The following is a 25,930-nucleotide window of genomic DNA, read 5'->3' as shown; positions in this document are numbered from 1 at the left end:
ATGTTTTCCGCCGTAATCTCTCCACGATGTTTTAGAACGGTACCGCTTGCCGCGCGTTGAGATGGCGAACGATCCGTCTGCAAGGAGCCTGACTTGGCCAATATCACCCTGGTCGACGACGACGAGAACATCGTCGCTTCCGTCTCGCTGGCGCTGGAAAGTCATGGCCACAAGGTCACGGCGTGGCACGACGGGGCCTCAGGCCTCGAGGCCCTGGAAGCCAGCCCGCCCGATCTGGCCATCCTCGATGTGAAGATGCCGCGCATGGACGGGATGGAGGTGCTGCGCCGCCTGCGTCAGACCTCGCAGATCCCGGTCATCATGCTGACGTCCAAGGACGAGGAGATCGACGAGATCCTCGGCTTCAACCTCGGCGCCGACGACTATATCCACAAGCCGTTCAGCCAGCGGCTGCTGATCGAGCGGGTCAAGGCCCTGCTGCGCCGGACCGGCGCCGACGGGGCCGAGCCCGAGCCCTCGGGCGAGGGCTCCACCAAGGCGATCAAGCGCGGCAAGCTGTCGATGGACCCCGCTCGCCACGAGAGCACCTGGGAAGGTCGGCCGGTCAAGCTGACGGTCACGGAGTTCCTGCTGCTGCAGGCCCTGGCCCAGCGGCCCGGGTTCGTGAAGAGCCGCGACAACCTGATGGACGCCGCCTACGACGATCAGGTCTATGTGGATGACCGCACCATCGACAGCCACGTCAAACGCATGCGGAAGAAATTCCGGGTGGTCGACCCCGAGTTCGACGCCATCGAGACCCTGTATGGCGTCGGATACCGCTATCGCGAAAGCTGATCCGCTCCCGCCGGGAGAGGCTGAACCCCGCCGTCGCCTGAAACGCTTCGGCGGGTCGCGGCTGGGCGGGCTGATTCTCGCCCTGAACCTGCTCAGCCTGCTGATCCTGTTCGTCGGCGCCTTGCTGCTGAACGAGTGGCAGCGGGGCCTGATCGAGTCGCGGCAAGAGACTTTGGCCGCCCAGGGGGAATTGCTGGTGCAGGTGCTTGGCGAGCCCCAGATCGGCGTCACGCGGGGCTCGCCGACGCCTTCCCTCGACTACATCGAGGCCAGCCGGTGGCTCCGGGACAATTTCATCCCCGCAGGCCAGCGCGCGAGACTGTTTGACCTCGACGGGACCTTGATCGCCGACAGCTATGAGGTCACCGAGGCGATCTCCGGACAGGCCCTGCCGCCGGCCCAGCCCGCGGGCACACCCGCACCGCCGCCCGATACCGCAGCGGTGAGTCGCGACAGCCGCGACCTTGAGAACGCCCGGGCGGCTTTGCGGGCGGAGGTCGAACTGGCGCTGGACGGCGAACCCCAGGCTACGCTGCGCAGGTCTGAAAGCGGCGACCGGGTGGTGTCCGTCTCCGTCCCGGTGCGACATGTGCAGCAGGTTCTCGGTGTGCTGACGCTAGAGGCCGGCGACGTCAACGAGACCCTCGACGCCCAGCGCCGGGCCCTGATGCCCTTCGCCCTGGTGGCGCTGGCGGTGAACCTTCTGGGCTCGCTGATGATGCATCTGTTCGTGGCGCGGCCGGTGATGCGCCTGTCCGCGGCGGCGGACGAGGTGAGGCTGCAACGCGCCCGCGCGATCTCACTACCGGACCTCGAGGGCCGCAAGGACGAGATCGGCGACCTGGCCCGGTCGCTGGAGACCATGACCGAGACCCTGTCGGACCGGATGGACGCCATCGAGGCCTTCGCCGCCGATGTCTCGCACGAGATCAAGAACCCTCTGACCTCGATCCGTTCGGCGCTGGAGACTCTGCCGCTGGTGAAGACGGCGGCCCAGCGCGAAAAGCTGACCAATCTGCTGCAACAGGATGTGCGGCGTCTGGACCGGCTGATCACCGACATCTCCAACGCCTCGCGGCTGGACGCCGAACTGAACCGCGACCGGCCGCGCGCCATCGACCTGACCCAGCTGCTGACCGAGATCGTCGGCGTCTATGAGTCCGGGCTGAAGCCGGGCGAGGCGCATGTGGCCTTCGAGGCGCCGACGGGGGATCACGTGCAGATCGTGGGCCGCGACGGGCCGCTGGGGCAGGTGTTCCGCAACCTGATCGACAACGCCCGCTCATTCAGCCCGCCCGGCGGTACGGTGCGGCTGTCGCTGGGCCGCGACGATATCGACCCGGACCGACCGGTTCGGGTGCGAATCGACGACGACGGGCCGGGCATTCCGCCGGACAACCTCGAGACGGTGTTCGAACGATTCTACACAGCTCGCCCGAGGGGCACGGCGTTCGGGGCCAATTCGGGGTTGGGCCTGTCGATCGTGCGTCAGATCGTCGAGGCCCATGGAGGCCAGGTCCGGGCCGCCAACCGCACGGATGCAGCGGGCGGCGTCGCCGGCGCCCGGTTCGAGGTCGCCCTGCCCACGGCGCCGGCGGCGGGCCGGCGCACATGACCGCCGCCCTGCCGCTGCACGCCACCGCCGTGGCGCAATGGGGGCCGGGGATCGGCTGGCGCGCCATCCTGATCAGCGGACCGTCGGGCGCGGGCAAGAGCGACCTGGCCCTGCGGCTGATCGGGCGTGGCTGGCGGCTGGTGGCGGACGACTATGTCCATGTCTTCGCCTCGGGAGAGGGGCTCTACGCCACCGCGCCGGATACGATCCGGGGACGGATGGAGGCTCGCGGCGTCGGGGTTATCTGCGCCTGCTTGCGTGGCGTCGCGCGGCTGGTTCTGGCCGTGGATCTGGTTGAATCCCCTCCGGAACGGCTGCCGGACCCCGAAACGCGCAATCTCGCAGGCCGGTCCGTGCCCCTGCTCCGGCTGGCCGGATTCGAGGCCTCCGCGGTCGAAAAGGTCGCGGCGGCCATCGCCCCGCTTTAACCCGACGCGGACTTGGGCTATTCCGCCCGGCTTGCGGCGCGCTCAAGGGCGGCCGGATGCGGGGGCGAAAGTCTTGGTGAAGCCTTCATGATCGGGCTGGTGATTGTCACCCACGGGGGGCTGGCCTCCGAATTTCTCGCGGCCATGGAGCATGTGGTGGGACCCCAACGCGGGGTCGCGGCCATCTGCATCGGGCCGGAGGACGACATGGAGCGGCGCCGCCGCGACATCGTCGACGCCGCCGCGGCCGTCAATGACGGCGACGGCGTCATCCTGCTGACCGACATGTTCGGCGGCACGCCCTCCAACCTGGCCATATCGGTGATGGAAGAGACGCGCGCCGAGGTCATCGCCGGGTTGAACCTGCCGATGCTGATCAAACTGGCGAGCGTGCGCGGTCGCGAGCCGCTGGAGGCTTGCGTCGCCCACGCCCAGGACGCCGGGCGCAAATACATCTCGGTCGCCAGCTGGGTGCTTCAGGGCGAGAAATGACGGCAACCGCGACCGCGAACATCTGCAACACCCGCGGTCTGCACGCACGCGCCTCGGCCAAATTCGTCAAACTGGCCTCGACCTTCGACGCCGAGGTCCACGTCACCCGCGACGGCGTCACTGTGAACGCCCTGTCGATCATGGGCCTGCTGATGCTGGGCGCCGGCAACGGCTGCACCATCGACATCTCGGCTGAGGGTGCGGAAGCCGAAGCCGCCGTGGCAGGCCTGGCCGATCTGGTGGCGCGCAAGTTCGACGAGGATCAGTAGTCAGTCTTCGGACGGCGCCTGAACCGCGCCGATATAGGCGAGGCCGCGGCGCGCGGCGATCTTCACCTGTTTCGCCCGCTCCTGATAGCGGGCGCGGTCGGCCTCGGTCCGGCTGTCGGCGCACCGGTCGCAGCAGACGCCCTCGATGTAGCGGTGGGAGGCCCGTCCCGCCTCGCTGACCGGCATGCGGCAGCCCCGGCACAGGCTGTGGCTGCCGGGGGTCAGGCCGTGGCCGACGGCGACCCGTTCGTCGAATACGAAACACTCGCCCTGCCAAAGACTGTCGGCCTCCGGCGTCGTTTCGAGGTAGCGCAGGATGCCGCCCTCCAGATGGAAGACGTCCTGCACGCCCTCGGCCTTGAGGAAGGCGGTGGCCTTTTCGCAGCGGATGCCGCCGGTGCAATACATGGCCACCGTCGGCGGGTTCGACCCGTCCAGCAGGGCGCGCCCCTCGGCCCGGAACCAGTCGGGGAAGTCGCGGAAGCCGCGCGTATTGGGCTGTATCGCGCCCTCGAAGGCGCCCACGGCGGCCTCATAGTCATTACGGGTGTCGATCACGATCACGTCCGGCCGGCGAATCAGGGCGTTCCAGTCGTCCGGCGCGACATAGGTTCCGGCGTTGACGGCGGGGTCGAGGTCCGGCTGACCCATGGTCACGATCTCGGGCTTGATCCGCACCTTCAGTCGGTGGAACGGCATGGTGGCCGCCCCGGCGAATTTGACGTCCAGATCGGCGAAGCCCGGCAGGACGCGGATGCCCGCCAGCACGCCGTCGATAGAGGCTTCGGGGCCGGCGATGGTGCCGTTCAGCCCCTCGTGGGCGACCAGCAGCGTGCCGCGGACGTCCGGCCGGCACAGGGCCTCGAGCTGATCGCGCACGGCCTCGCAGTCGGCGATGGACGCGAACCGGTAGAGGGCGGCGACGCGGACGGGGGAGGGGGAAACGGCCACAGAAGGGCATCCTGCTTCGCGCTACCGGACCTGTCCTGCGAAACGCGTCAGCGTGAAGCAGGATGGTGGAGCCGAGGGGACCGGCTTTGGGCCTGATAGCGCATTTTTACAGCAGCCGTGATTCCGGTCTTTGCGGTCCTCGGACGGTCCCTCTTCACCGCTGCTCATCACCGTCTTCTCCATCATCGCCTCCAAGGCCGTCAGGAGACGATTGGCGCAGACGCGCGTTCGCGCGCCCGGTCCTGGAGGTGTGTGGCCCCCCGCAAACGTGACCAACCAGAATACAGGACCGGAACACGACCAGGGACTGGTAGCGGGACGATGTGCTCGGTCGTGATCGATGGTATCATCTTCCTCGACGATCCTGACCCTTCTGCTCCTGCCCGCCCTCTACAGCCTCGTGCATGGTCGACCCCCACGGCCCGAGGGCGCGCGGCCAGGCTGGCTTTTTCTGTCTTCCCTTCAATCGGAGTAACGCATGACCGTCGCGACCCATCGGGTGGCGGCCTGGTTGAGGACCCCTGCGGGTGTTCTTGTGCTCGGGCTGCTGACCCTGTTCCTGAATGGCCTGCTCACGGCCGCCTTCGCCCATGGGGTGGCCGAGGGCGACAAGGGCTATATCCAGGAAACGTCGGGCTTCCTGTTCTGGCCGTTCGTCTATCTCGGCGCCAAGCACATGGTTACGGGCTACGATCACCTGCTGTTCCTGCTGGGCGTGATCTTCTTCCTCTACCGGATGAAGGAGATCAGCATCTATGTGACGCTGTTCGCCATCGGTCACTCCACCACCCTGCTGCTCGGGGTGCTCACGGACATCAGCGTCTCCAGCTATCTGGTGGACGCGATCATCGGCCTGTCGGTCGTCTACAAGGCGCTCGACAACCTCGGCGCCTATCAGCGCTGGTTCGGCTTCCAGCCTTCCACCAAGGCCGCGACCCTGATCTTCGGCCTGTTCCACGGCTTCGGCCTCGCGACCAAGCTCCAGGACTTCGAGCTTTCGTCGGACGGGCTGATCGGAAACCTGATCGCCTTCAACATAGGGGTCGAGGCCGGCCAACTGCTGGCCCTCGGCGCCATCCTCATCGTCATGGGATTCTGGCGAAGGACGACCGGCTTCTGGCGGCATGCCTATGCCGCCAACGTCGTCCTGATGACCCTTGGTTTCATCCTGACGGGCTATCAGCTCGTCGGCTTCTTCGTCGCCTGATCGGAGACCCATCATGCAAAACGTCAACAAACCCGACCCCTCCGAACTGCCTTCGACGCGTCAGTTGCTGAAATCGACCGGGATCGCGGTCGTGGTCGCCTCGGCCCTTCTCGTGACTGTCGTCCTCCCCGCCGAATACGGTGTCGATCCCACGCGGGTGGGCTCGTTGTTCGGTCTGACTGAGATGGGTCGCATCAAGGTGCAACTTGCCGCTGAGGCCAAGGCAGAGGAAGCAGGGATCACCACCGGGGCCGTCGCGACACAACCGGCTTCGCCTCTGGCCGTGACAAATGCTCAACCGACCGCACCGGCCCCTGAACCCGCAGCGCCGCCTGCGCCGAGGTCGGTTGCGCCGACCCCGGTCGAGACGGTCGTCGCTCCGGCAGCGCCGGCTCCTGCCGTGGCGAGCCGGACCGATCGGACGGTGCTGACGCTGGCGCCGGACGAGGGCGCGGAGATCAAGCTGACCATGCTCAATGACGCCACGGCCAGTTTCGTCTGGTCCACGGACGGTGAGCGCGTCAATTTCGACACCCACGGCGACGGTCAGGGGGTTTCCTACCATGGCTATGGCAAGGGCACGGACAGCCGGGTCGAGGGTCAGTTGACGGCGGCATTCACCGGAAAGCACGGGTGGTTCTGGCGCAACCGAAGCGACCAGACCGTTACGATCACGCTTCAGACACGCGGCGCCTATACCGCCGTCGAAATCTTCGACTGACGAAGGCTCGGGCGCCTATCCTCTCGTCTTCAGCCAGCGGTGGCGCCGGTCGTCGATGACGTAGGGGTGGGCGCGGCCCGTATCGCTTCCCACTGTGCGCCCTTCCAGCAGGTGCGGGTCGTCGGACGGAAGATCGTCATGCCTGTGGGGCAGGTTGTCTCGATCGTGCGCCGGCCAGATCAGCAGACCCAGGATCGTGCCGGTGGCGCACAAGGCCCCCAGCATGAGAAGGGCTGCGCCGGGATCAAATCCGCGCTGACCAGGCCCGCCACGGGATAGGCGATCAGCCAGCAAGCGTGGGACAGGGCGAACTGCGCCGCGAACAGGGCGGTCGGTCGCCAGCGTTTGATGACCGCCTCAGGGCGCGCACCCGCCCGGGTGATGGTCAGGGAAGCAGCGTGCGCAGGGGGAGAACATGCCGATCACCCTGCCTGCGATCCCCCCACAAGAACCCTTAACTGCCGGCTCTTTTGACCTATCCCGTTGGAGCCTGGACGGTGGCAGCGGCCAACCAGCTTCGCAGTTGGCCTAAACCGTCGTCCTTATTGGTGATGGCTGTGTCCGGGTGCGCTCGGCGCGGGCTCCTCAGCGCCGGGAGCGGGAGTCGGAGTGGGCGCCGGCGCCGGCTCTGGCTTCATCTTGTCACAGCAGGACATCGCGGCGTCAGCAGCCATGTCCTTGCAGCACTCGCAGCCCTCAGCGGCGAGCGCCGCGCCGGCGCTCAGGGTCAGGATCGCGCCGGCGGCGGCCAGCAGGGTGGAAACTTTCATCGTCGTTCTCCTAGTGAACCATGAAGCTGATGGAGCCTGACATCTTGTGGCCGTCGGCTCCTTCGGCGGTCCAGGCTGCAGTATAGGTTCCCGGCGCGAGGCGCGGCAACGCCACTCCGACAGTCGCGGCGGCGGGCGAAGCAGGCGCGGTCACGACGATGGGCGCCTGACCTTCGGTGGTCAGGGTCACGGTCTTGAGCAACATCGGGTGCGGGAAGATCGCGGTGAACCGTTCGGGCGAACCCTGGGTCATGGCGCCGTTCGATGGAACCGTGATGATGCCGGACTGGGGCGTCGCAGCCTGAGCCTGCGGGTGGTGGCCGGCATGGGGGTCCTGGGCGGCGGCTGTCCCGGCGAGGGCCAGTGCGGTGGTGAGGGCGAGGGTGCGGATCATGTGGTAATCTCCTTCAACTAGAACCAGGCTTTGAGGCCGACGACGAAGCGGGTTTCATCAGCCTCGCCGCCTCGGGCCTCGATGTAGTCGGCTGTGTCGCCGAACGCGCGGCTCCATTCGACGCCAACATAGGGAGCGAACTCCTTGCGGAACTCGTAGCGCAGCCGCAGGCCCGCCTCGACCGAAGACAGGCCCGAGCCGATCTCCAGTTCCGGAATGTCGCTGGCCGAGGCGTCGATTTCGAGGCGCGGCTGGAGGATCAGGCGCTGGGTGATGCGCTGGTCGTATTCGGCCTCGACACGGGCAGTCAGGTCGCCCTCTGTCGACAAGAAGGCGGCGGCGTCGATCTCCCACCAGTAGGGCGCGAGCCCCTGAAGGCCGAGGACCAGATGCGTCGTGTCCTCGCCGTCGGGGCGGAAGTCCTGGCGCACGCCGGCCTGCACGTCCCAGAAGGGCGTCACGGCGCGGCTATAGAGCGCCTGGAGCTCGGCTTCCTCCACACCGTCGTCGAAGTCGCCTTCGCCCTCGGATTTCCACCAGAGGCGATTGATGTCGCCGCCGCTCCAGCCCTGCACGTCCCAGAGCCAGGTCTCGCCATCGTCGCCGAAGCCGGCCTCGAGGCGGTCGATGATGATGGCCGTGGTGCGGACATCGCCGTTCTCACGAACCAAGGTCCGGCGAGAGGCGGCCATCGCCCCAACTCCGAAGACAAGATCGGCGGCATGCGTCGGGCCGCCCAGGGCGGCGGCCGGGAGCGAGTCCTCCGGAGGACGGCCGCGATTGTCAGCGCTCGTCGGGACATCCGGCGGCCCCATGCTCATGGTCGACATATCATGCCCGGCGTGGGGATCGACCTGAGCGGGGGTCATGGTGGACATGTCGTGGCCCGCGTGCGGATCGGGCTGGGCGGGCGGCGCCATTGTCGACATGTCGTGACCGGCATGGGGATCGACGGTCGCGGGCTGGGCAGGCATCTGGTGGCCGGCGTGAGGATCGGCTGCGGGCTGTATCTGAGCGGGCGGCATGACATGACCCGCGTGCGGGTCCTGCGCCGCCGGCCCGGCGGGCGTCTGAGGTCTGACGACCGGATCAGGCGCGGGTCGTGTCGGCGCCGGGGTCGCCGGCATGACATGGCCCGCGTGAGGGTCCTGGGCGTGGGCGTTGAAGGCGCTGACGGCGAGGATCAGCGGAGCGAGGGCGACGGCGAGGCGGTTCATGACGCGGCTCCGTCCATGGGCCGCACCGTGACGACGTTGAACATGCCGGCATGCATGTGCATCAGCAGATGGCAGTGGAAGGCCCAGTCGCCGGGCGCGTCGGCGGTCAGGTCGAAGGTCACCTTGCCGCCGGGCGCGACGTTGACCGTGTGCTTCAGGGGCTGATGCCCGGCGGGGCCGCCCGTCACCAGTTCGAAGAAGTGCCCGTGCAGATGGATCGGGTGGGCCATCATGGTGTCGTTGACCAGGGTCACCCGCACCCGCTCGTTCCGCTCGAAGCGGATCGGTTCGACCAGCTCGCTGAACTTTCTGCCGTCAAAGCCCCACATGAACCGCTCCATGTTGCCGGTCAGGTGGACTTCCATCGTCCGCGACGGCGGACGCTGGTCCTTGTTGGGCGTGAGCGACACGAGGTCGGTGTAGACGAGGACGCGGTGATCGACGTTCGTGAGGCCGGTCGGTCGCTCGCCGAGGCGGTTGGCGGGGTCCATGGCGATCGCGTCGACGCCCACGCCGACCGCCATATCCGCCGGGGCGTTCTCGGAGTCGCGCATGTTCATGCCGGCCATGGACATCCTGGCCATGTCGTCCGCCGGGGCCGCGCCCTGCGCGGGGGCGCCGTGGTCCATGCCGGCCATCGCACCGTGATCCATTCCGCCCATGCCCATGTCGCGCATGGTCAGGTTCGGGACCTCGCGCAGCGGCGGGACCTCGGCCGCCATGCCCAGGCGCGGCGCCAGGGTCGCCCGCCCCATGCCGGAGCGATCGATAGCCTCGGACACGATGGTGTAGGCGCGATCCTCCGTCGGCTGGACGATCACGTCATAGGTCTCGGCGACCGAGATCTGGAACTCGTCGGTCTCGACCGGGCGCACGTTTTCGCCGTCGGCCTGAACCACCGTCATCGGCAGGCCGGGGATACGGACGTTGAAGATCGACATGGCCGAGGCGTTGATGATGCGCAGCCGCACCCGCTCGCCGGGACGGAACAGGCCGGTCCAGTTCTCCTGCGGCCCGTGGCCGTTGATCAGATAGGTGTAGGTCGAGCCGTTGACGTCGAGGATGTCGCGCGGGTCCATCCGCATGGAACCCCACATGCGGCGCTCTTCCAGGCTCATCCGGTCGCTGCCGTCCATGAGGCCCGCGAGAGTGGTGCGCTGCTGGTTGAAATAGCCGGGGCTCTTCTTCAGCCTGGACAGGATTTCGTGCGGATGCATGAAGCTCCAGTCCGACAGGACCAGCACATGCTCGCGGTCGTAGGCGACGGGATCGGACCCTGCCGGGTCGATGACGATCGGACCGTAGTGGCCCATCGCCTCCTGAAGGTTCGAGTGGCTGTGATACCAGAAGGTGCCCGACTGCTTGATCGGGAACTCGTAGACGAAGGTCTCGCGGGCCTTGATGCCGGGGAAGCTGATACCGGGCACCCCGTCCATCTGGAAGGGCACGAGCAGGCCGTGCCAGTGGATCGAGGTGTCCTCGTCCAGGGTGTTGGCGACGGATAGCCGGACGTTCTGGCCTTCGCGCAGACGCAGCAGAGGAGCGGGAAGTACGCCGTTCATCGTCACCGCATGGCCGGTGCGCCCGCCCACGGTGAAGGGAGAGTGACCGACGGTCAGGTCGATGTTCGGCCCGGTCAGCGTCAGCAGGTCCGACCGGAGGCCCGCCGATCCGGTCTGCGCCCAGGCGGGCAGAAGCCCTTGCAGCCCCAGCAGGCCGCCGCCGACGACGGCGCCCCGGAGAAGCATTCGGCGGTCCAGGCGGGGGGTCGACATCGGCGAGAAATTCCTTGGCGACTATTCAGCCGTTCGTTCAGATACGCATTCCGTCGGCGTATCCCTTGCGGCAGGACGCCACAGGCATCGAGATCGCGGCCTTGTGCACCTTCCCGTCACGGCCAGGTCAAGCGACTTTGCGCGGAGCCCCGCCCAAGACCTCTGACAGCTTCTTGCGCGCGCGGGCGATGCGGGTTTCCACAGCCTTCGGCGTGATGCGAAGGATGGAGGCGATCTCTGCATGAGACCGCCCTTCGAGCGAAGCGAGAAGGAGCGGCCCCTTCAGGGCATCCGGGAGGTCGAACAAGGCGCGTTGCAGGTTCTTTGCCTTGCGCTGGCCATCCAGTCGGGCCTCAGGCGTGGGCGCGTCGTCGCCCACTGCCGTCGCCTCGGGCGCGTCGAGACCCATGACCCCGCGCACACCGCGGCGAACCGCTCGGCGACGGCTCCAGTCGCGACATTTGTTCAGGGCGATGGAGCGCAGCCAGACCTCGAAGGGCCGCGCCGGATCATAGCGCCGCATGGCGAGCCAGGCTGACGCATAGGCTTCCTGAAGCACATCATGCGCCTCGGCCTCGTCGCCGACGTAACGGCGAACGAACCGATAGAGGTCGGCCTTCGTGGCGGTCATCAGGGCGGTGAAGGCGGCCCGGTCCCCGCCTGCCGCGCGGACCTCGATGCTTTGTCCGGCCCCCACGCGCCGCGCTTAGCCGGCGTCGGGGCGCAAGGCGTCGACGACCGCTGCGTCGAACACCTCGGCCTGGGCCGGGGTCAACACGGATCGCATCTCGAAGACATGGGTGATTGTCGCCTTCTGGAGATCGCCCATTGCAGCGTGGAAATGGTCTACCGCCGCCTGGACCTGCGGCGAGTCTCCGTCGCTGGCGGCGATGGCGGCGGCCAGTTCTCGATTGCCGGCGCGGACCTCGGCCTCCAGCGCGGGGCGACGAGCAGCGAAGCGGGCTTCGATGGCGTCGAGACGGCGATCCTGCTCCGCGCTCAGATCGAGCTTTTCATGGACCACGCTGTGCAGGCTGGTCGGCTGCCGCTCCCGCATTGTCCAGGTCGCGCTCGCCCAGGTCGCCGCGCCGCTGGCCAGGGCCGCCAGAACCCCCGTGATGACGATGGACTTCCAGTTGGTGCTCATCCCCGGACATCCAGGCCGCTGAGGGGCGAAAGACCGGCTGATACAGTGAATACACGCATCTCTGACGGTTCCGGACGGGGAGACAGCAGCATGAAACCTCCGTTCGTGACGCCGACGACCAGCGCAAGAGCAACGGCTGCGACCCGGACCTGTCCCATGCGAGTCCGGTCGTGGCGTTCGCCGATGCTCGCCCAGACCTTGTCCTCCAGGTCGGCGAGTTGCGCCTCGCCATCGTGTCGGCCGCCGCCGATCAGTCGATCAATGTCATCCAGCATTGCGCACCTGCTTCACGCCCCGTTTTGTCATACGCGCCTTTTCGGCATAGCCCTCATGAGGGGTCGAAGGCTATCTGACGTATAGAAGTATGACGTCGGCGCGACCCGGCTGATCATGCACCCGGTCTGGAGGGAGACGCACCTGATGCGATCGCAACTGAACCGTCGTCTATTGCTCGGCGCAGGCTTTTTCCTGAGCGTCGGCGGGACCGCCTGCGCGCAGACAGCACCCGCGCGGAACCTGACGGTATTCAAGACTCCGACCTGCCCATGCTGCGACGGGTGGATCGCCCACATGCGCCAGGCGGGCTTCACGACAACTGTCACCGTTGTTCCCGATCTCCAGCCGATCCGCAGCAGTCGGGGACTGCCCGACGCGCTTGCCTCCTGTCACACCGGGCTGGTCGGCGGCTACCTGGTCGAGGGTCATGTGCCGGCCCAGGACGTCATCCGCCTGATAGCCGAGCGACCGACGGCGGTCGGTCTGGCCGTGCCGGCGATGCCGCTGGGGTCGCCGGGGATGGAAACGCCACAAGGGCACCAAGACCCCTACGAGACCTTGCTGGTGCTCCGGTCTGGTGCAACCCGCGTGTTCGCTCGCCACAACCAGCCGGCCTGACGAAGATCCCGCGCAGTCCGATCACCTAACCCACAACCCGGAGCCCGCCATGTCCCGCACCGCCCTTGCCCTCGCCCTGTCGATGACCGTGCTTTCGGCGACGCCCGCCTTCGCCCAGGACCACGCTCACGGCCATGACCACGCCCCAGGTTCAGTCGCGGCGGAAGCAGCGGGCGCGGCCACAGCTGTTGACGCCTTCCACGCTGCGCTCAAGGCCGGTGACACGGCCGTAGCGCTGACGTTTCTGGCGCCGGACGTCATGATCTTCGAAGAGGGCGGCGCGGAACGATCGCGGGACGAATATGCGTCCCATCACCTGGGATCGGACGCCGCCTTCGCTGCTGCGTCTGAAGCGACGATGGCGCGCAGATCGGGCTGGGCTGAAGGCGACCTCGCCTGGATCACCAGCGAAGGCCGCACCACGAGCCAGTTCAACGGCCGCGCCGTGGATCGCCTGACGACCGAGACCATGGTCCTGAAACGGCACGCGGACGGCTGGCGCATCCACCACATCCACTGGTCGTCGCGCGCCCCCGGCTAGGCGCGTTCGCTACGTCACAGGGCCGACGGCGGGGCGAGCGTGCCCATCACCGCGACGACGGCCAGAAGGATGGCCCCGACCAGCGTCTCTGTGACCACGCTGCGCCGGAGCCGTTGGAGCGCCTGTCGAGGATCGGCTCCGCCCGCCAGGACCGAGCCCAGCTCCGGCGTGAGCCGGAAGCGGTTGCCTGCCGCGAAGATGAGCATCAGGGCGAACAGGACGAGTTTGCCGATCAGAAGCTGGCCGTAGAGACTGGCTCCCAGGTCTCCGATCCGCGCGGGGCCGACCAGAAACCAGCTGTTGACGAGGCCGGTCACCACCAGGACACCGACAGCGAGGGTCCCCAGACCGGCGAAGCCGTGCAGGGCGCGATGGATCGCGACATCGTCCGGCGCGGCGCGGCACAACAACAGGGTCGTCAACGCCGCCAGGGCGCCAAGCCACAAGGCGGCGGCGACCGCATGAATGATGTCTGCGGCGAGATGCAGGAGCCCGCCGGGCCCTTCGGTCGCTGCGCCATGACCCGTCCAGGCGAAACTGGCGGCGACGATCAGACCGGCCAGAGTCGTCAGACCCCAAAGTAGCCGTCCCGGCTTCGTGGCAACCACCACGACAAGACCAAGAACGGCGACGACGGCCCGGACGACCATGGCCATGCCCAGGGCTGTGCCCGTGACCATGAAGGATAACGACGCGGGCTTGACGGCTTCGCTCAACGACCCCGCCATGACCGCCGTCTGGGCCACCAGGGCGGCGAGCGATCCCAGGGCGATGACAATTGCAGCGACGATCAGCGTGGGCCGGGCCCAGCCGAGGTTCGGACCGTCGGCTCCCCTGAAGCTGTAGAGCAGGAACAGCGGCGCGCCGAGCAGGACGACGGCGCCGCTGTATTGAAGCCAGCGGAGCGCGATGACCGCGACTTCGAGCATGCGGTCAGCGCACCGTGAAGGTGTAGGAACCCGTCATGCGGTGGCCGTCGCTCGTCGCGATGCGCCAGTCGACGCGGTAGGCGCCGGCGGCCAGAGCGCGGGAGAGAGCTCCCGTCAGGGTCCTGCCGTCCTCGGCGACCGAGGTCTGGACCGCGACCTTCTCGCCCGCCGCATTGACGACATCGAAACCCGAGAAGGCGGGAGCCATGCGCTCGCTGAAGGTCAGGCTCAGCGTCCGGGTTGAGGCCACGGTCGCGTTCGGCGCCGGCGTTGCGCTGACCAGTCGGGCGTGCGCCGCCGCCGGTCCAGCGGCGAACGCGAGGACTGCCGCGACGGCGATGATGGGCGTGGGATTGAAGTGACGCATACTCAGTCTCCAGACATCTGGCCGCTTCCGGCCTTGAGCTTCTCTACGCACTGCGCTGGCCCATCCCTCATGAAGAATGATCGCGGCTGCTTAGCCACGGGCCGGGCTTTCTCCATGCCAAGGCGGCGAACGAGAAGCGCTCAGGAACCGCCGCTCTCTCGATAACGTTCCCAAAGTATCAAAGGTGATCGCTGAATAGTCAGGAGAGTTGCGTATGATGAAGATGGGTTGGGGGCGTTTCGCCGCGATGATCACGCTGTCCACGGTCGTGATGTTCGTTCTGATGTATCAGCTCGTCTACAGCCCGGAACATGCAACATTCAGCGTAAACCGTTTGGTCGCGTCCTTGGTTATGGGCTGTGTGATGACGTTGATCATGCTCGGGTTCATGTGGGGCATGTATGAAGGCGAACGAACCAAAATCGCGATACTGACGGGCGCTGCGATACTCGGCGCGCTGCTGCTCTACACGAACCGAAATCAGACGCTCGTAGGCGATACCGCCTTCATGCGCGCGATGATCCCCCACCATTCCATCGCTATCAACAACGCCAGAAAATCCAGGATAAGCGATCCGCGCGTCCGCGAACTGGCCGATGAGATTATCGCTGCTCAGGTGCGCGAGATCGCGACCATGCAGCGCCTCATCGCCGACATAGAAGACAACGGCGAACGCGGCGATCGACCTCTGCCGGCCCGGTCCGCCACTCTGACTTCTTCCATGGAGCCCAAGATCCGCGAAGCCGTCCGCTAGGTCCCGGGTCCGTCGGGTCTATCGAGCGGCCCGCGCCAGAAGTTCGATCAGTTCGCTGGCCTTGGCCTTCCGATCAACGGGATCGTCACTGGTCATCGCGCCCATCACGCAGTGGTCGAGGTGGTCCCTCAGAACCTCCGTCTCCACGCGGTGCACTGCGGCCCGGACGGCCTGCAGCTGGGTCAGCAAGTCGACGCAGTAGCGGTCGTCCGCAACCATCCGGGCGATGCCCCGCACCTGGCCTTCGATCCGGCTCAGCCGGTTAAGGATTTTGGGCTTCGTGTCGATTTGCATGCGGCCTCGCCTCCAGAGTTTTGGATATACCCCACAAGGGTATCTTGCGCTATACCCCCAGTGGGTATATTTACGCGCTCGGATCAGCCGGAGAAAGCGCCATGTCCACGCATCCTCACAATCACGCCGCAGGCCATTCGTGCTGCTCGACGAAAGCCTCCGCAGGCTCGGCCACGGTAAAGGATCCGGTCTGCGGGATGTCGGTTGATCCGACGACAACCGCTCACCGAGCCAACCATGACGACCAGGACTATTTCTTCTGCTCGGCAGGGTGTCGGACCAAGTTCATCGCGGACCCGCAGCGTTATCTGAACCCGCGCGTGGAGGCGGAGCCCGTCGTCCCGGGCGCGATCTACACCTGCCCCATGCACCCGGAAATCCGCCAGGAGGGTCCAGGCTCGTGCCCGATCTGCGGCATGGCGCTGGAGCCGGAAACCGTCGCCGCCGAGGCGCCGCCCAACCATGAACTGATCGACTTCACCCGCCGCTTCTGGGTCGGTCTGGTTCTGACCCTGCCGGTCTTCGCGCTGGAGATGGGCGGGCACTTGACCAACCTGCACATGCTGTTGTCCGGACAGTTGTCGAACTGGATCCAGTTCGCTTTGGCCACGCCTGTCGTACTGTGGTGCGGCTTGCCCTTCTTCCAGCGCGGCTGGACCTCGCTGCGCACCCGCCGCCTGAACATGTTTACCCTGATCGCCATGGGGGTTGGGGTCGCCTGGCTCTACAGCGTCGTGGCCGTCCTGGCGCCCGGACTGTTCCCGCCCGCCTTCCTGAAGTCTGACGGAAGTGCGCCGGTTTATTTCGAGGCGGCGGCGGTCATCACGGTGCTCGTGCTCGTCGGACAGATCCTCGAGCTCCGCGCCCGGGAGCAGACGTCAGGCGCGATCCGGGCCTTGCTCGATCTCACGCCCAAGACCGCGCGACGGGTCCGGCCGGACGGCGTTGATGAGGATGTCTCGCTTGACCAGGTCATTGTCGGCGATTCCTTGCGGGTCCGCCCCGGTGAAAAGGTCCCGGTAGACGGCGAAATCCTGGATGGCCGCGTTGCCGTCGATGAGTCGATGGTGACCGGCGAATCCATGCCGGTGACCAAGGAAGTCGGCGACCGGGTCGTCGCCGGGGCTCTGAACAAGACCGGGTCCTTCGTCATGCGCGCCGACAAGGTCGGCGCCGATACCCTGTTGGCGCAGATCGTCCAGATGGTCGCCCAGGCACAGCGCAGCCGCGCACCGATCCAGAGGCTGGCCGATACGGTGTCAGGCTGGTTCGTCCCGGCTGTGATCGCGATAGCCCTGCTCGCCGCCCTTGTCTGGGGTCTGGTTGGTCCGGAGCCCCGGCTGTCATACGCGCTCGTCGCCGCCGTTTCGGTCCTTATCATCGCCTGTCCCTGTGCCCTGGGCCTTGCGACCCCGATCTCGATCATGGTCGGGGTGGGGCGAGGCGCGCATGCCGGCGTCCTGATCAAGAACGCCGAAGCGCTTGAGCGCCTCGAGAAGGTCGACACCCTGATCCTCGACAAGACCGGCACCCTGACGGAAGGACGCCCGTCCGTGACGGCGATCCTGCCCGCCCAAGGCTTCGACGAAGCGGACATCCTGCGTCTTTCGGCCAGTCTTGAGCGCGGAAGCGAGCACCCCTTGGCGGATGCGATCGTCCGGGCCGCTCGGGACCGCGATGTGACCCTGTCAGAAGCTGCGGACTTCGATAGTCCGGTCGGACGCGGAGTTCGCGGGACAGTCGAGGGCCGCCAGGTGGCCCTGGGCAACACCCGGTATCTCGGTGAGCTTTCGATCGACGTCTCCGCTCTGGAGCCGGAGGCTGATGCGCTCCGCCATGACGGCGCCACGGCCATTTTCGTGGCGGTGGACGGGCTGGCGGCCGGGATCATTGGCATCGCCGATCCGATCAAGGCGACCACCCCGGGCGCGATCCTCGCGCTGAAGGCGGCGGGTCTGCGGCTGGTCATGATGACGGGGGACAACCGGACCACAGCCGAAGCCGTGGCGCGACGCCTTGGCATCGATGAGGTGCAGGCCGAAGTCTTGCCGCAGGACAAGGCGTCGGTGGTTCAGCAGCTTCGGTCACAGGGCCGGGTCGTGGCCATGGCGGGGGACGGGGTCAACGACGCGCCCGCCCTCGCCGCCGCTGATGTCGGCGTCGCCATGGGGGCGGGCTCGGACGTCGCCATTGAAAGTGCGGGCGTGACCCTGCTGGGCGGCGATCTGCAAGGTATCGTCCGCGCGCGGCATCTGTCTCGGGCGGTGATGGGGAACATCCGGCAAAACCTGGTCTTCGCCTTCGGCTACAACGCGCTCGGCATCCCGGTAGCGGCGGGACTGCTTTATCCCGTGTTCGGCTGGCTCCTCTCACCCGCCTTGGCCGCGCTCGCTATGGCGCTCTCCTCGGTCAGCGTCATCGGGAACGCGCTGAGGCTGCGCGCGGTGAAGCTCCAGAAACGTCCCCTCCGTTGAAAACATGCCGCCGACGACATGGGGCTGGAAGGGTCCGCGGCGGCGAGGTCCAGCCTTAACTGCTGCTCCCACGGGAGGAGGTGCATCAGCGCGAATACGCCGTCAGCCACCGGAGCACCCGCGTAGCAGCTGTGAGTAGCAGCACTGCCCGGGTCGGTCCAAGTCCTTGTTTGATAACGCCTGGTGGAGCCGAGGGGAGTCGAACCCCTGACCTCGTCATTGCGAACGACGCGCTCTACCAACTGAGCTACGGCCCCCCTTACCCCGTTGGACAATGGGGCGCAGGCGAGGGCGCGACATACGAGGGGCGGGGCGGGAGTGTCAACGGGGTTGGCGTCGCTGAACCTGCGACGCCGGAATCGTTGGACGCCGGAATCCTTGGACGCAGGACGCGGTCACGCTAGAAGCGGAACAGATTTCGCTTCTGGAGCCCCTTCATGGGTTACGCCATCGTCTGGCTGGTCAATACGATCCTCTCGATCCTGATTTGGTCGATCATCCTGTCGGCCATCATCAGCTGGCTGTTCGCCTTCGACGTCATTAACCGCCGCAACCGGTTCGTGAACCAGGTCGCCGACTTTCTGGACCGGGTCACCGCGCCGCTGCTGGAGCCGTTCCGCCGGATCATTCCGCCGCTGGGCGGCATGGATATCTCGCCGATCGTGGTGCTGCTGCTGATCAATTTCGCGCGGATTCTCTTCAACCGGATGAGCGCGCCCTATCTGATCTCGATCCTGGGCTGACGATCATGCGACCGGGGCGCCACGGGACGGCGGGTTCGGGACACGCGCCGCGTTCCGGCCTTGCACCGTCCGGCAGGGGTCCTAAGGTGCCGCTCCGACCGGGCCTCCCGCCTGCCAGATAACCGGACTCCATGACCACGATCCGATCCGTCGCCATCGTCGGCGCAGGCCAGATGGGCGCAGGCATCGCCCAGGCTGTGGCCGCGGGCGGCTATCAGGTGCTGCTGTACGACTCTGCCGCCAACCGCGTGCCCGAGGCGCAGGCCGCCATCGCCGCCAGCCTGGCCCGCCAGGTCGAGCGCGGCCTGACCGATCAGGCCTCGGCCGATGCAGCGCTGTCGTGCATATCCGCTGCGGCTTCCCTCGCAGTTGCGGCCAAGGCCGATCTGGTGATCGAGGCAGCGGTCGAGGACGAGGCGGTCAAGAAGTCGATTCTGGCCGAACTGGTCCCGCATCTGGGTCCCGACACCCTGCTGGCGTCCAACACCTCCTCGATCTCGATCACCCGGCTGGCCTCGGTCACGGACCGGCCCGACCGGTTCATCGGCCTGCATTTCATGAAGCCGGCGCCGGTGATGAAACTGGTTGAGATCGTGCGCGGCATCGCCACCTCGGCCGACACCTATGAGACGGCCGTCGCCTTCGCCGAGTCCCTGGGCAAGACCACGACCAACGCCGAGGACTTTCCCGCCTTCATCGTCAACCGTATTCTGGTGCCGATGATCAATGAAGCGATCTACACCCTGTACGAAGGCGTCGGGAACGTCGCTTCGATCGACAAGGCGCTCAAACTGGGAGCCAATCATCCGATGGGGCCGCTGGAACTGGCGGACTTCATGGGGCTGGACGTTGTTCTGGCGATCATGAACGTGCTCCATGAAGGCTTGGCCGACACCAAATACCGGCCCTGTCCCCTGCTGGTGAAATATGTCGAGGCCGGCTGGCTGGGGCGCAAGTCCGGGCGCGGCTTCTACGACTATTCCGGCGAGACGCCGGCGCCGACGCGGTGAGTCCGGCGCGATGATCCCGTTTCCGGAAAAGGCCGAGGATTTTCCCTGGCAGGAACGGGTGGCGTGGCGGCGCGAGCCGCACCGGATGGTGCTGGCGGCGGTGGCCGGGGCCCTGTGGCCGCCTATCCCGATCACACTCCTGATCTGGCCGCCGAACAACTGGGCGCCCTCGATGGAGATCGACCCGCGGCTCGTGGCCCTGATCATCGGCCTGATCGCTGTGCCGGCGGGATTGTGGTTGCTGAGGCGAGAGCGTGAGCGGACAGGACGGCCGTCGACGCGGCTGGGCGTGGTGTGGCGGTTCATGTTCTATGGCGGTCTGCTGGCCGCCGGGCTTCAGGCGCTGTTCGCCCTCATTCTGTGCGTCTTCGGCTGGTTCGAGGCAGGCGGGATCGCCCAGGCCGCGGGCGCTACGGAGACCACCCTGCTGATCTATGGCGTCGGCCTGCTGCCGGTCGCCGTCATGGTCGGGGTCAGCTATGCCCTGTGGGCGGGCCTGTGCGCCGCCTTCATCGCCTTCAGGCCCCAGCCCGAGGTGCGTGACCGCCTGGGGTTGATGAGCGACCCCGACGGGGCCTGACCGCGCAGACCGGCCCGTTACACAGAATTCAGTTTCAAGACCGCGCCGCTTCGGCCAAGCTTGCCTCGCCAAGATGGGGGAAATGTCATGGCCATCGCCGAGACAAATGACGCAGTGGCGCCCGCGCCGCTCGCGAAACTGGCGCCCGTCGCCACGTCAGACCGCCTGTTCAGTCTGGACATGGTCCGCGGCCTGGCCGTGCTGGGCATTCTGGCGGTCAACGCCATGACCTTCGCCTGGCCCTGGTCGGTCTCGTCCAATCCCGGCATCCAGCCCGGCTTTGACGCCGAGGCGGCGCAGGCCTGGCAGTTCATGCACGTCTTCTTCCAGGACAAGATGCGCACCCTGTTCTCCATGCTGTTCGGGGCCTCGATCTTCCTGATCGGCGGCGAACGGGCGGACAAGGCGCGCGGCAAGCTGTTGCGCAGCCGTCTGTTCTGGCTGGCCATCTTCGGGGCGATCCATGGCCTGGCCTTCTGGTTCGGCGACATCCTGCTGCTCTACGCCTGGACCGGCCTGTTCGTGATGCTGGTGCGATCGTGGAGCGCGCGCACCCTGCTGATCACGGGCGTCAGCGTGAACGTGATCTGTTCGGGCCTCTATGTCGGCATGATGTCGATGCTGGCCTTCGCCCCGCCGGAGGCGATGACACAGGCGATGGAGGGGGCGGGGTGGGTCAATGACCCGGCCAAGCTGGCGGAGGCGATCGCGCCATTCCAGGGCGACGCCCTGTCCGTGACCCTGCATGTGATGTCGATGTGGCCGACCGTCGTGCCGATGATGCTGATCTTCTTCCTGCCGGCGACGATCGCGCTGATGCTGATCGGCATGGGCCTGTACAAGTCAGGCTTCCTGGCCGGCCGTTCGCCGGCCTGGGTCTACAGCCTGTTCATCGTCGCAGGAGCCGGATCGGTGTGGATGGTCTGGCAGGAGACCTCGGCCTTCGTCGCCGCGGGCTTCCCGTTCGTCGAGACGATGAGCAAGCCGTACAACAGCTTCCTCGCCCCCTTCATCTCGCTCGGCTACGCCAGCCTGCTGATCCTGCTGGCGCGGTCCGGGCTGAAGCTGATCCTGACGCCGCTGGCCTGCGCCGGGAGGATGGCCTTCACCAACTACCTCAGCCAAACCCTGATCATGACCACCATCTTCTATGGCGGTCGGGGGCTGGGCTGGTACGGCCAGATCGGCTGGCCCGAGATGTGGATGATCATCGGCGGTGTCTGGGCGGCCCAGCTGATCTGGTCGCCGCTGTGGCTGTCGGTGTTCCAGATGGGCCCGCTGGAGTGGGGTTGGCGCTGCCTGACCTACAAGCGGATGGTGCCGCTGAGGAAGGCCTAGGGATCAGGGATCAGGGAAGGGGATGTATCGGAACGGCCCATCGACGCCTCCGCCCCCTAACCCTAACCCCTAGTCCCTGATCCCCAGTCCCTCTAAAGACCGGGCATGACCGCAGACGCCGACGCTCCCGCCCGCCCCGAAGCCCGCAATCCCAGGGGGTTCGCCGACCGTCGGGGTCGCGACCTGATTGCCGAGCGCCGTCTCGTCCAGCGGGTGTCCGAGGTCTATGAGCGCTGGGGCTTCGAGCCGCTGGAGACGGGGGCGTTCGAATACGCCGACGCCCTGGGCAAATTCCTGCCTGACGCCGACCGTCCCAACGAGGGCGTCTTCGCCCTGCAGGATGACGACGACCAGTGGATGGCGCTGCGCTATGACCTGACCGCGCCCCTGGCCCGGTTCGCGGCGCAAGGCTGGGAGACCCTGCCCAAGCCGTTCCGCCGCTACGCCTTCGGTCCGGTGTGGCGCAATGAAAAGCCGGGTCCCGGGCGGTTCCGGGAGTTTGTCCAGTGCGACGCCGACACCGTCGGCTCGGACCGGCCCGAGGCCGACGCCGAGATCATCGCCATGGCCTGCGAGGGGCTACGCGTGGCCGGTCTGGACGCAGGTCAGGCCGTGGTGCGCGTTTCAAATCGAAAGTTGTTCGACGGCCTGTTTCAGGCGGGCGGGATCGAGGACGGGGGCCAGAGGCTGACCGCGCTGCGGGCCATCGACAAATTCGACCGGCTGGGCTGGGAGGGCGTCGCCGCCCTGCTGGGTGAGGGCCGTCTGGATGAATCGGGCGACTACACCAAGGGCGCGCGTCTGCCGTCCGGCGTGATCGCGACGATCGAGGGCTTCCTGTCGTCGGTGGCGACCGAGGGTTTGACCCGGGCCGGGACGCTGGACGCCGTCGCGCGGGTCGGGGGGCTGGGCGAAATCGGCGAGGCGGCCCTGACCGAGCTCGCCGCCATCGACGCGGCCCTGAACGCCATGAAGGTGAGCCAGGAGGCCGTCCGCTTCGACCCGACCATCGTGCGCGGGCTGGAATATTACACCGGCGCCGTGTTCGAGGCCGAGCTGCTGCTGGACACCGTCGACGACAGGGGCCGCGCCGTGCGCTTCGGCTCGATCGGCGGCGGCGGGCGCTATGACGACCTGGTAGCGCGGTTCACCGGCGAACGTCTGCCGGCGACCGGCTTCTCGTTCGGAGTGTCGCGCCTGGCCTCGGCCCTGCGCGCCGCCGGACGGGGCGACGAGGACGCGGTGCGCGGGCCGGTCGTGGTCATCGTCTTCTCCGACGCCGACATGCAGCACTATCTCGACGCCGTTTCCGAGCTGCGCAACGCCGGGATCGCCGCCGAACTTTATCTGGGCCGGGCCGGGATGAAGGCGCAGATGAAATACGCTGATCGCCGCGGCGCGCCGGCCGCCGTCATCCTGGGCGGCGACGAGATCGCGGCCGGCCAGGTAACGGTCAAGGATCTGGACGCAGGCCGGGCTCTCGCCGCCGGCGTCAGCGACAATGAGGCCTGGAAAGCCGAACGCCCGGGCCAGCAAATCGTCCCCCGATCCGAGCTGGTCGCCACGGTCGCCCGGATCGCCAAACAGGCGCGCACAGCTTCGTGACTTATCACTGATTAGTCCTGAAAAACCCGGGTTTCGCCCGCCCGTTCATTGACTTGAGACGGTAAATGTCGTCTTTCTGACGCACTCGGGAAGCGCAGCGTTTCGGCGCAGCAGCGGCCCGGAGGCGTTTCGGGGAGGAAACGTCCGCTCGTCAAAGAGCGAAAGAAAGCCCGTCGCGAATGTATCCCCCGCGGCGGGCTTTTTTGCATCTTGTCGTCATCCTCCGGCAAGCCGCGCTTCGCGGCGCAGACCGGGGGACCCAGCGGCGCGCGCGAGCGCGAATCTGTCGCGGACAAGCCTGCTCGATACATCCTGCCTGAACAAATCGCCTTCGGCGCCGCTGGGTCCCGGCCTTCGCCGGGATGACGAAAGAAAAAAAAGGGGCCGGAGCGCTGGTTCCGACCCCTCTTCGTTCAGCGTGTGGAACGCCCTACCAGATGCGGACCCGGTCTTCCGGAGCCAGGTAGTATTTGTCGCCGGGCTGGACGTCGAAGGCGTCGTACCAGGCGTCGGAGTTGCGGACCGGGCCGATGACGCGGAACTCGGCGGGGCTGTGCGGATCGGTGGCGATCTGGTTGCGCAGCGCATCCTCGCGGTATTTCGACTGCCAGACCTGGGCCCAGCCGAAGAAGAAGCGCTGGTCGCCGGTGACGCCGTCCAGCACCGGGGCGGGCTGGCCGTTCAGCGACAGGTGATAGGCCTCGAGGCCCACCGCCACGCCGGCGGCGTCGCCGATGTTCTCGCCCATGGTCAGGCCGCCCTGGACGGGGAAGCCGGGCAGGGGTTCGAACTGGTCATACTGGGCGCCGAGGCGCGCGGTCAGGGCTTCGAAATTGGCCTTGTCCGCGGGCGTCCACCAATTGCGCAGCACGCCGTCGCCGTCGGACTTGGAGCCCTGGTCGTCGAAGCCATGGCCGATCTCGTGGCCGATGACGCCGCCGATGCCGCCATAGTTGACCGCGGCGTCGCCGTTCGGATCGAAGAAGGGCGGCTGCAGGATGGCGGCGGGGAAGACGATCTCGTTATTGGCCGAGTTGTAATAGGCGTTCACCGTCTGGGGCGTCATGCCCCACTCATCCTTGTCGACGGGCTGGTTCAGGCGGTTCAGCTGATACTTCCACTGGAACTGGCCGGCGCGTTCGGTGTTGCCGAACAGGTCGTCGGGGCGAACTTCCAGAGCGGAATAGTCGCGCCACTTGTTCGGATAGCCGATCTTGACGGTGAATTTCTCCAGCTTCTCCTGGGCCGCCGCTTGGGTCTCCGCGCTCATCCAGGTGTAGTTGCGGATGCGGTTGGCGAGGGCGATGCGCAGGTTGGAGACCAGCTCTTCCATCTTGGCCTTGGATTCGGCCGGGAAATATTCGGCTACGTACTGCCGGCCGACGGCCTCGCCCAGCATGCCTTCGGCGAAGCTGATGCCGCGCTTGTCGCGGGGACGCTGCATCGGCTGTCCGTTCAGATCGCGCGAGCGGAACTCCCACTGGGCGTCCACGAAACGTCGCGACAGGCGCGGCGCGGCATCGTCGACCGTGTGGAAGGCCTGCCAGGCCTGAATGACATCCATCGGCGTCTCGGCGTAGATGGCCGCCATCCGGGGCATGGCCGTGTCCTGACGGACGATCAGCCGCGGAACCTCGCCTACGCCGACTGCGTCGTAATAGCCCTGCCAGGCGAAGCCGGGCGCTTCCGACGCCAGCTGAGCGATGGTGTATTCGTTGTAGGTCTCGTCGCGGTTGCGGTTCTGGATCGGGGTCCAGTGGGCCTCGGCGATGCGGGTCTCGAAGGCGACGATGGCGGCCGCGTTCTCGACCGGGTCAGCCCAGCCGATCATCTCGAGCATGCGGGCGACATAGAGTTGGTACAGCGCCTTCTTCTCGGCCCAGCGGGCTTCCAGATAGTAGTCGCGGTTGGGCAGGCCGATGCCGGACTGGCCGGTCGAGACCACGTATCGGGTGGGAGCCTTCTGGTCGATCGAGATGCCCGTGCCGAAGAGGGACGCACCCACGCGGCCCTGGGTCTGGCCCATGTAGGCCGCCATGGCGTCATGGGTCTCAGCCGCGCGGATGGCGGCGAGATAGGGCTGAAGCGGTTGGGCGTCGAGCGCCTCGAGCCGGCCTTCGTCCATGTAGGAGCGGTAGGCGTCGGCGATCTTCTGCTCATCGGAGCCGGGCAACAGGTCGGTGCGCGCCACCAGGGCGTCGATCATCACCTTGACCCGGTTGTCCGACAATTCACGCAGCAGGTTGAACGAACCGTAGGACGTACGGTCCGACGGGATCTGCAACCGGTCCAGCGCCGCGCCGTTGGCGTAGCGCATGAAGCTGTCGCCCGGCCTCACCGAGGTGTCCCGGCCGTCGAGGTTGAAGCCCCACGTTCCGTATTTGGGCGCCTCCGTGCCCTGGTAGCCCAGGACCGTGGCGCCCTCGGCGGGGGTCTGGAACAGTTCGAAGACGGTGCAGCCCTCGTCGATACAGGCGTGGCCGTGATCCTCGCCGCCGACCTGGGCGACCGCGACGGACGCGGGCAGGAGCAGGGCGCCGAGCGCGGCGCCGATGAGCAATTTCTTCATGGGGATTTCCTTGACTTCGCTTCTCTGTCGGACAGCGTCGGCGGCGAC

At 66.9% G+C, this 25,930-nt stretch carries 29 protein-coding genes and 1 tRNA gene; 16 read left to right on the top strand and 14 right to left on the bottom strand.

What is annotated here, in order from left to right; all coding sequences use genetic code 11:
- Positions 1 to 93: 93 nt before the first annotated feature.
- The 5 genes from ACTIEW_RS13145 (at position 94) to ACTIEW_RS13125 (ending at position 3,602) form a co-directional block, all read left to right on the top strand.
- Positions 94 to 798 (top strand): response regulator transcription factor, encoded by a 705-nt coding sequence (locus tag ACTIEW_RS13145; protein WP_439478349.1) that lies wholly within the window; start codon positions 94 to 96, stop codon positions 796 to 798.
- Complete coding sequence (locus tag ACTIEW_RS13140) at positions 767 to 2,413, top strand: stimulus-sensing domain-containing protein (RefSeq protein ID WP_439478348.1); 1,647 nt, start codon at positions 767 to 769, stop codon at positions 2,411 to 2,413. The genes ACTIEW_RS13145 and ACTIEW_RS13140 overlap by 32 nt, the downstream gene beginning before the upstream one ends.
- Positions 2,410 to 2,841, top strand: coding sequence for an HPr kinase/phosphorylase (locus ACTIEW_RS13135; protein ID WP_439478347.1), 432 nt, complete (start codon positions 2,410 to 2,412; stop codon positions 2,839 to 2,841). Before ACTIEW_RS13140 ends, ACTIEW_RS13135 begins: the two co-directional genes overlap by 4 nt.
- A gap of 87 nt (positions 2,842 to 2,928) precedes the next feature.
- A complete protein-coding gene (locus ACTIEW_RS13130) occupies positions 2,929 to 3,333 on the top strand; it encodes a PTS sugar transporter subunit IIA (protein WP_284221564.1) in 405 nt (134 codons plus the stop codon).
- On the top strand, positions 3,330 to 3,602 hold the full coding sequence (locus ACTIEW_RS13125; protein WP_439478346.1) for an HPr family phosphocarrier protein: 273 nt from the start codon (positions 3,330 to 3,332) through the stop codon (positions 3,600 to 3,602). The genes ACTIEW_RS13130 and ACTIEW_RS13125 overlap by 4 nt, the downstream gene beginning before the upstream one ends.
- On the opposite strand, the gene trhO is transcribed toward ACTIEW_RS13125, so the two are convergent.
- Entirely contained in the window at positions 3,603 to 4,553 is a 951-nt protein-coding gene (gene trhO / locus ACTIEW_RS13120; RefSeq protein WP_439478345.1) for an oxygen-dependent tRNA uridine(34) hydroxylase TrhO, read from the bottom strand.
- 478 nt (positions 4,554 to 5,031) lie between these two features.
- Between trhO and ACTIEW_RS13115 the strand changes: the two genes are divergently transcribed.
- A complete protein-coding gene (locus tag ACTIEW_RS13115; RefSeq protein WP_439478344.1) occupies positions 5,032 to 5,760 on the top strand; it encodes a HupE/UreJ family protein in 729 nt (242 codons plus the stop codon).
- A gap of 13 nt (positions 5,761 to 5,773) precedes the next feature.
- Positions 5,774 to 6,481 (top strand): transmembrane anchor protein, encoded by a 708-nt coding sequence (locus tag ACTIEW_RS13110; protein ID WP_439478343.1) that lies wholly within the window; start codon positions 5,774 to 5,776, stop codon positions 6,479 to 6,481.
- 15 nt (positions 6,482 to 6,496) lie between these two features.
- On the opposite strand, the gene ACTIEW_RS13105 is transcribed toward ACTIEW_RS13110, so the two are convergent.
- The 8 genes from ACTIEW_RS13105 to ACTIEW_RS13070 form a co-directional block, all read right to left on the bottom strand.
- Positions 6,497 to 6,706 carry a hypothetical protein gene (locus tag ACTIEW_RS13105; protein WP_439478342.1) on the bottom strand — a complete coding sequence of 70 codons (210 nt, stop codon included), beginning with the start codon at positions 6,704 to 6,706 and terminating at the stop codon, positions 6,497 to 6,499.
- Positions 6,707 to 7,023: 317 nt separating this feature from the next.
- Positions 7,024 to 7,251 (bottom strand): ammonium transporter family protein, encoded by a 228-nt coding sequence (locus ACTIEW_RS13100; protein ID WP_439478341.1) that lies wholly within the window; start codon positions 7,249 to 7,251, stop codon positions 7,024 to 7,026.
- Between the two features lie 10 nt (positions 7,252 to 7,261).
- The gene (locus tag ACTIEW_RS13095) at positions 7,262 to 7,645 is read right to left on the bottom strand and encodes a copper resistance CopC family protein (protein WP_439478340.1); all 384 of its coding nucleotides are present in this window, start codon (positions 7,643 to 7,645) and stop codon (positions 7,262 to 7,264) included.
- Between the two features lie 17 nt (positions 7,646 to 7,662).
- Positions 7,663 to 8,862 carry a copper resistance protein B gene (locus ACTIEW_RS13090; protein ID WP_439478339.1) on the bottom strand — a complete coding sequence of 400 codons (1,200 nt, stop codon included), beginning with the start codon at positions 8,860 to 8,862 and terminating at the stop codon, positions 7,663 to 7,665.
- The gene (locus ACTIEW_RS13085; RefSeq protein ID WP_439478338.1) at positions 8,859 to 10,637 is read right to left on the bottom strand and encodes a copper resistance system multicopper oxidase; all 1,779 of its coding nucleotides are present in this window, start codon (positions 10,635 to 10,637) and stop codon (positions 8,859 to 8,861) included. Before ACTIEW_RS13085 ends, ACTIEW_RS13090 begins: the two co-directional genes overlap by 4 nt.
- A gap of 127 nt (positions 10,638 to 10,764) precedes the next feature.
- Entirely contained in the window at positions 10,765 to 11,334 is a 570-nt protein-coding gene (locus ACTIEW_RS13080; protein WP_439478337.1) for an RNA polymerase sigma factor, read from the bottom strand.
- Positions 11,335 to 11,343: 9 nt separating this feature from the next.
- A complete protein-coding gene (locus ACTIEW_RS13075) occupies positions 11,344 to 11,784 on the bottom strand; it encodes a Spy/CpxP family protein refolding chaperone (protein WP_439478336.1) in 441 nt (146 codons plus the stop codon).
- Entirely contained in the window at positions 11,781 to 12,059 is a 279-nt protein-coding gene (locus tag ACTIEW_RS13070) for a hypothetical protein (RefSeq protein WP_439478335.1), read from the bottom strand. Before ACTIEW_RS13070 ends, ACTIEW_RS13075 begins: the two co-directional genes overlap by 4 nt.
- Positions 12,060 to 12,204: 145 nt before the next feature.
- Here ACTIEW_RS13070 and ACTIEW_RS13065 point away from each other — a divergent pair, with 145 nt between their 5' ends.
- Together ACTIEW_RS13065 and ACTIEW_RS13060 are read left to right on the top strand one after the other, a co-directional pair.
- Positions 12,205 to 12,678, top strand: coding sequence for a DUF411 domain-containing protein (locus tag ACTIEW_RS13065; RefSeq protein ID WP_439478334.1), 474 nt, complete (start codon positions 12,205 to 12,207; stop codon positions 12,676 to 12,678).
- A gap of 49 nt (positions 12,679 to 12,727) precedes the next feature.
- Complete coding sequence (locus tag ACTIEW_RS13060; RefSeq protein WP_439478333.1) at positions 12,728 to 13,219, top strand: YybH family protein; 492 nt, start codon at positions 12,728 to 12,730, stop codon at positions 13,217 to 13,219.
- A 14-nt stretch (positions 13,220 to 13,233) separates the two neighbouring features.
- Here the strand turns inward: ACTIEW_RS13060 and copD are convergent, their stop codons facing one another.
- Both copD and copC read right to left on the bottom strand, forming a co-directional pair.
- Positions 13,234 to 14,148, bottom strand: coding sequence for a copper homeostasis membrane protein CopD (gene copD / locus ACTIEW_RS13055; RefSeq protein WP_439478332.1), 915 nt, complete (start codon positions 14,146 to 14,148; stop codon positions 13,234 to 13,236).
- Between the two features lie 4 nt (positions 14,149 to 14,152).
- Positions 14,153 to 14,515 carry a copper homeostasis periplasmic binding protein CopC gene (gene copC / locus ACTIEW_RS13050; protein ID WP_439478331.1) on the bottom strand — a complete coding sequence of 121 codons (363 nt, stop codon included), beginning with the start codon at positions 14,513 to 14,515 and terminating at the stop codon, positions 14,153 to 14,155.
- Between the two features lie 214 nt (positions 14,516 to 14,729).
- On the opposite strand from copC, the gene ACTIEW_RS13045 reads away from it, so the two are divergent.
- Complete coding sequence (locus ACTIEW_RS13045) at positions 14,730 to 15,269, top strand: DUF305 domain-containing protein (protein WP_439478330.1); 540 nt, start codon at positions 14,730 to 14,732, stop codon at positions 15,267 to 15,269.
- Positions 15,270 to 15,287: 18 nt separating this feature from the next.
- Here ACTIEW_RS13045 and ACTIEW_RS13040 read toward each other — a convergent pair whose 3' ends face one another.
- Positions 15,288 to 15,563 carry a metal-sensitive transcriptional regulator gene (locus ACTIEW_RS13040; RefSeq protein WP_439478329.1) on the bottom strand — a complete coding sequence of 92 codons (276 nt, stop codon included), beginning with the start codon at positions 15,561 to 15,563 and terminating at the stop codon, positions 15,288 to 15,290.
- A gap of 101 nt (positions 15,564 to 15,664) precedes the next feature.
- Between ACTIEW_RS13040 and ACTIEW_RS13035 the strand changes: the two genes are divergently transcribed.
- On the top strand, positions 15,665 to 18,037 hold the full coding sequence (locus ACTIEW_RS13035) for a heavy metal translocating P-type ATPase (RefSeq protein ID WP_439478328.1): 2,373 nt from the start codon (positions 15,665 to 15,667) through the stop codon (positions 18,035 to 18,037).
- 181 nt (positions 18,038 to 18,218) lie between these two features.
- Here ACTIEW_RS13035 and ACTIEW_RS13030 read toward each other — a convergent pair.
- A tRNA-Ala gene (locus ACTIEW_RS13030) sits at positions 18,219 to 18,294 on the bottom strand.
- A 180-nt stretch (positions 18,295 to 18,474) separates the two neighbouring features.
- On the opposite strand from ACTIEW_RS13030, the gene ACTIEW_RS13025 reads away from it, so the two are divergent.
- The 5 genes from ACTIEW_RS13025 to hisS all read left to right on the top strand — a co-directional run bounded on the left by ACTIEW_RS13025 (position 18,475) and on the right by hisS (position 23,313).
- A complete protein-coding gene (locus ACTIEW_RS13025; protein ID WP_439478327.1) occupies positions 18,475 to 18,780 on the top strand; it encodes a YggT family protein in 306 nt (101 codons plus the stop codon).
- Positions 18,781 to 18,911: 131 nt separating this feature from the next.
- On the top strand, positions 18,912 to 19,790 hold the full coding sequence (locus tag ACTIEW_RS13020; RefSeq protein WP_439478326.1) for a 3-hydroxybutyryl-CoA dehydrogenase: 879 nt from the start codon (positions 18,912 to 18,914) through the stop codon (positions 19,788 to 19,790).
- Positions 19,791 to 19,800: 10 nt separating this feature from the next.
- The gene (locus ACTIEW_RS13015) at positions 19,801 to 20,370 is read left to right on the top strand and encodes a phthalate transporter (RefSeq protein ID WP_439478325.1); all 570 of its coding nucleotides are present in this window, start codon (positions 19,801 to 19,803) and stop codon (positions 20,368 to 20,370) included.
- 87 nt (positions 20,371 to 20,457) lie between these two features.
- Positions 20,458 to 21,708, top strand: a complete 1,251-nt coding sequence (locus ACTIEW_RS13010; protein WP_439478324.1) for a DUF418 domain-containing protein — start codon at positions 20,458 to 20,460, stop codon at positions 21,706 to 21,708.
- 105 nt (positions 21,709 to 21,813) lie between these two features.
- Positions 21,814 to 23,313 carry a histidine--tRNA ligase gene (hisS, locus tag ACTIEW_RS13005; protein ID WP_439478323.1) on the top strand — a complete coding sequence of 500 codons (1,500 nt, stop codon included), beginning with the start codon at positions 21,814 to 21,816 and terminating at the stop codon, positions 23,311 to 23,313.
- A gap of 430 nt (positions 23,314 to 23,743) precedes the next feature.
- Here hisS and ACTIEW_RS13000 read toward each other — a convergent pair whose 3' ends face one another.
- Positions 23,744 to 25,882 (bottom strand): M13 family metallopeptidase, encoded by a 2,139-nt coding sequence (locus tag ACTIEW_RS13000; RefSeq protein ID WP_439478322.1) that lies wholly within the window; start codon positions 25,880 to 25,882, stop codon positions 23,744 to 23,746.
- Positions 25,883 to 25,930: the final 48 nt, after the last annotated feature.

Origin of the sequence: Brevundimonas sp. (assembly GCF_051860745.1) — a bacterium.
GTDB lineage: Bacteria > Pseudomonadota > Alphaproteobacteria > Caulobacterales > Caulobacteraceae > Brevundimonas.
The sequence above is the reverse complement of the archived record's forward strand: the minus strand, read 5'-3'. Positions and strand labels throughout refer to the sequence as shown.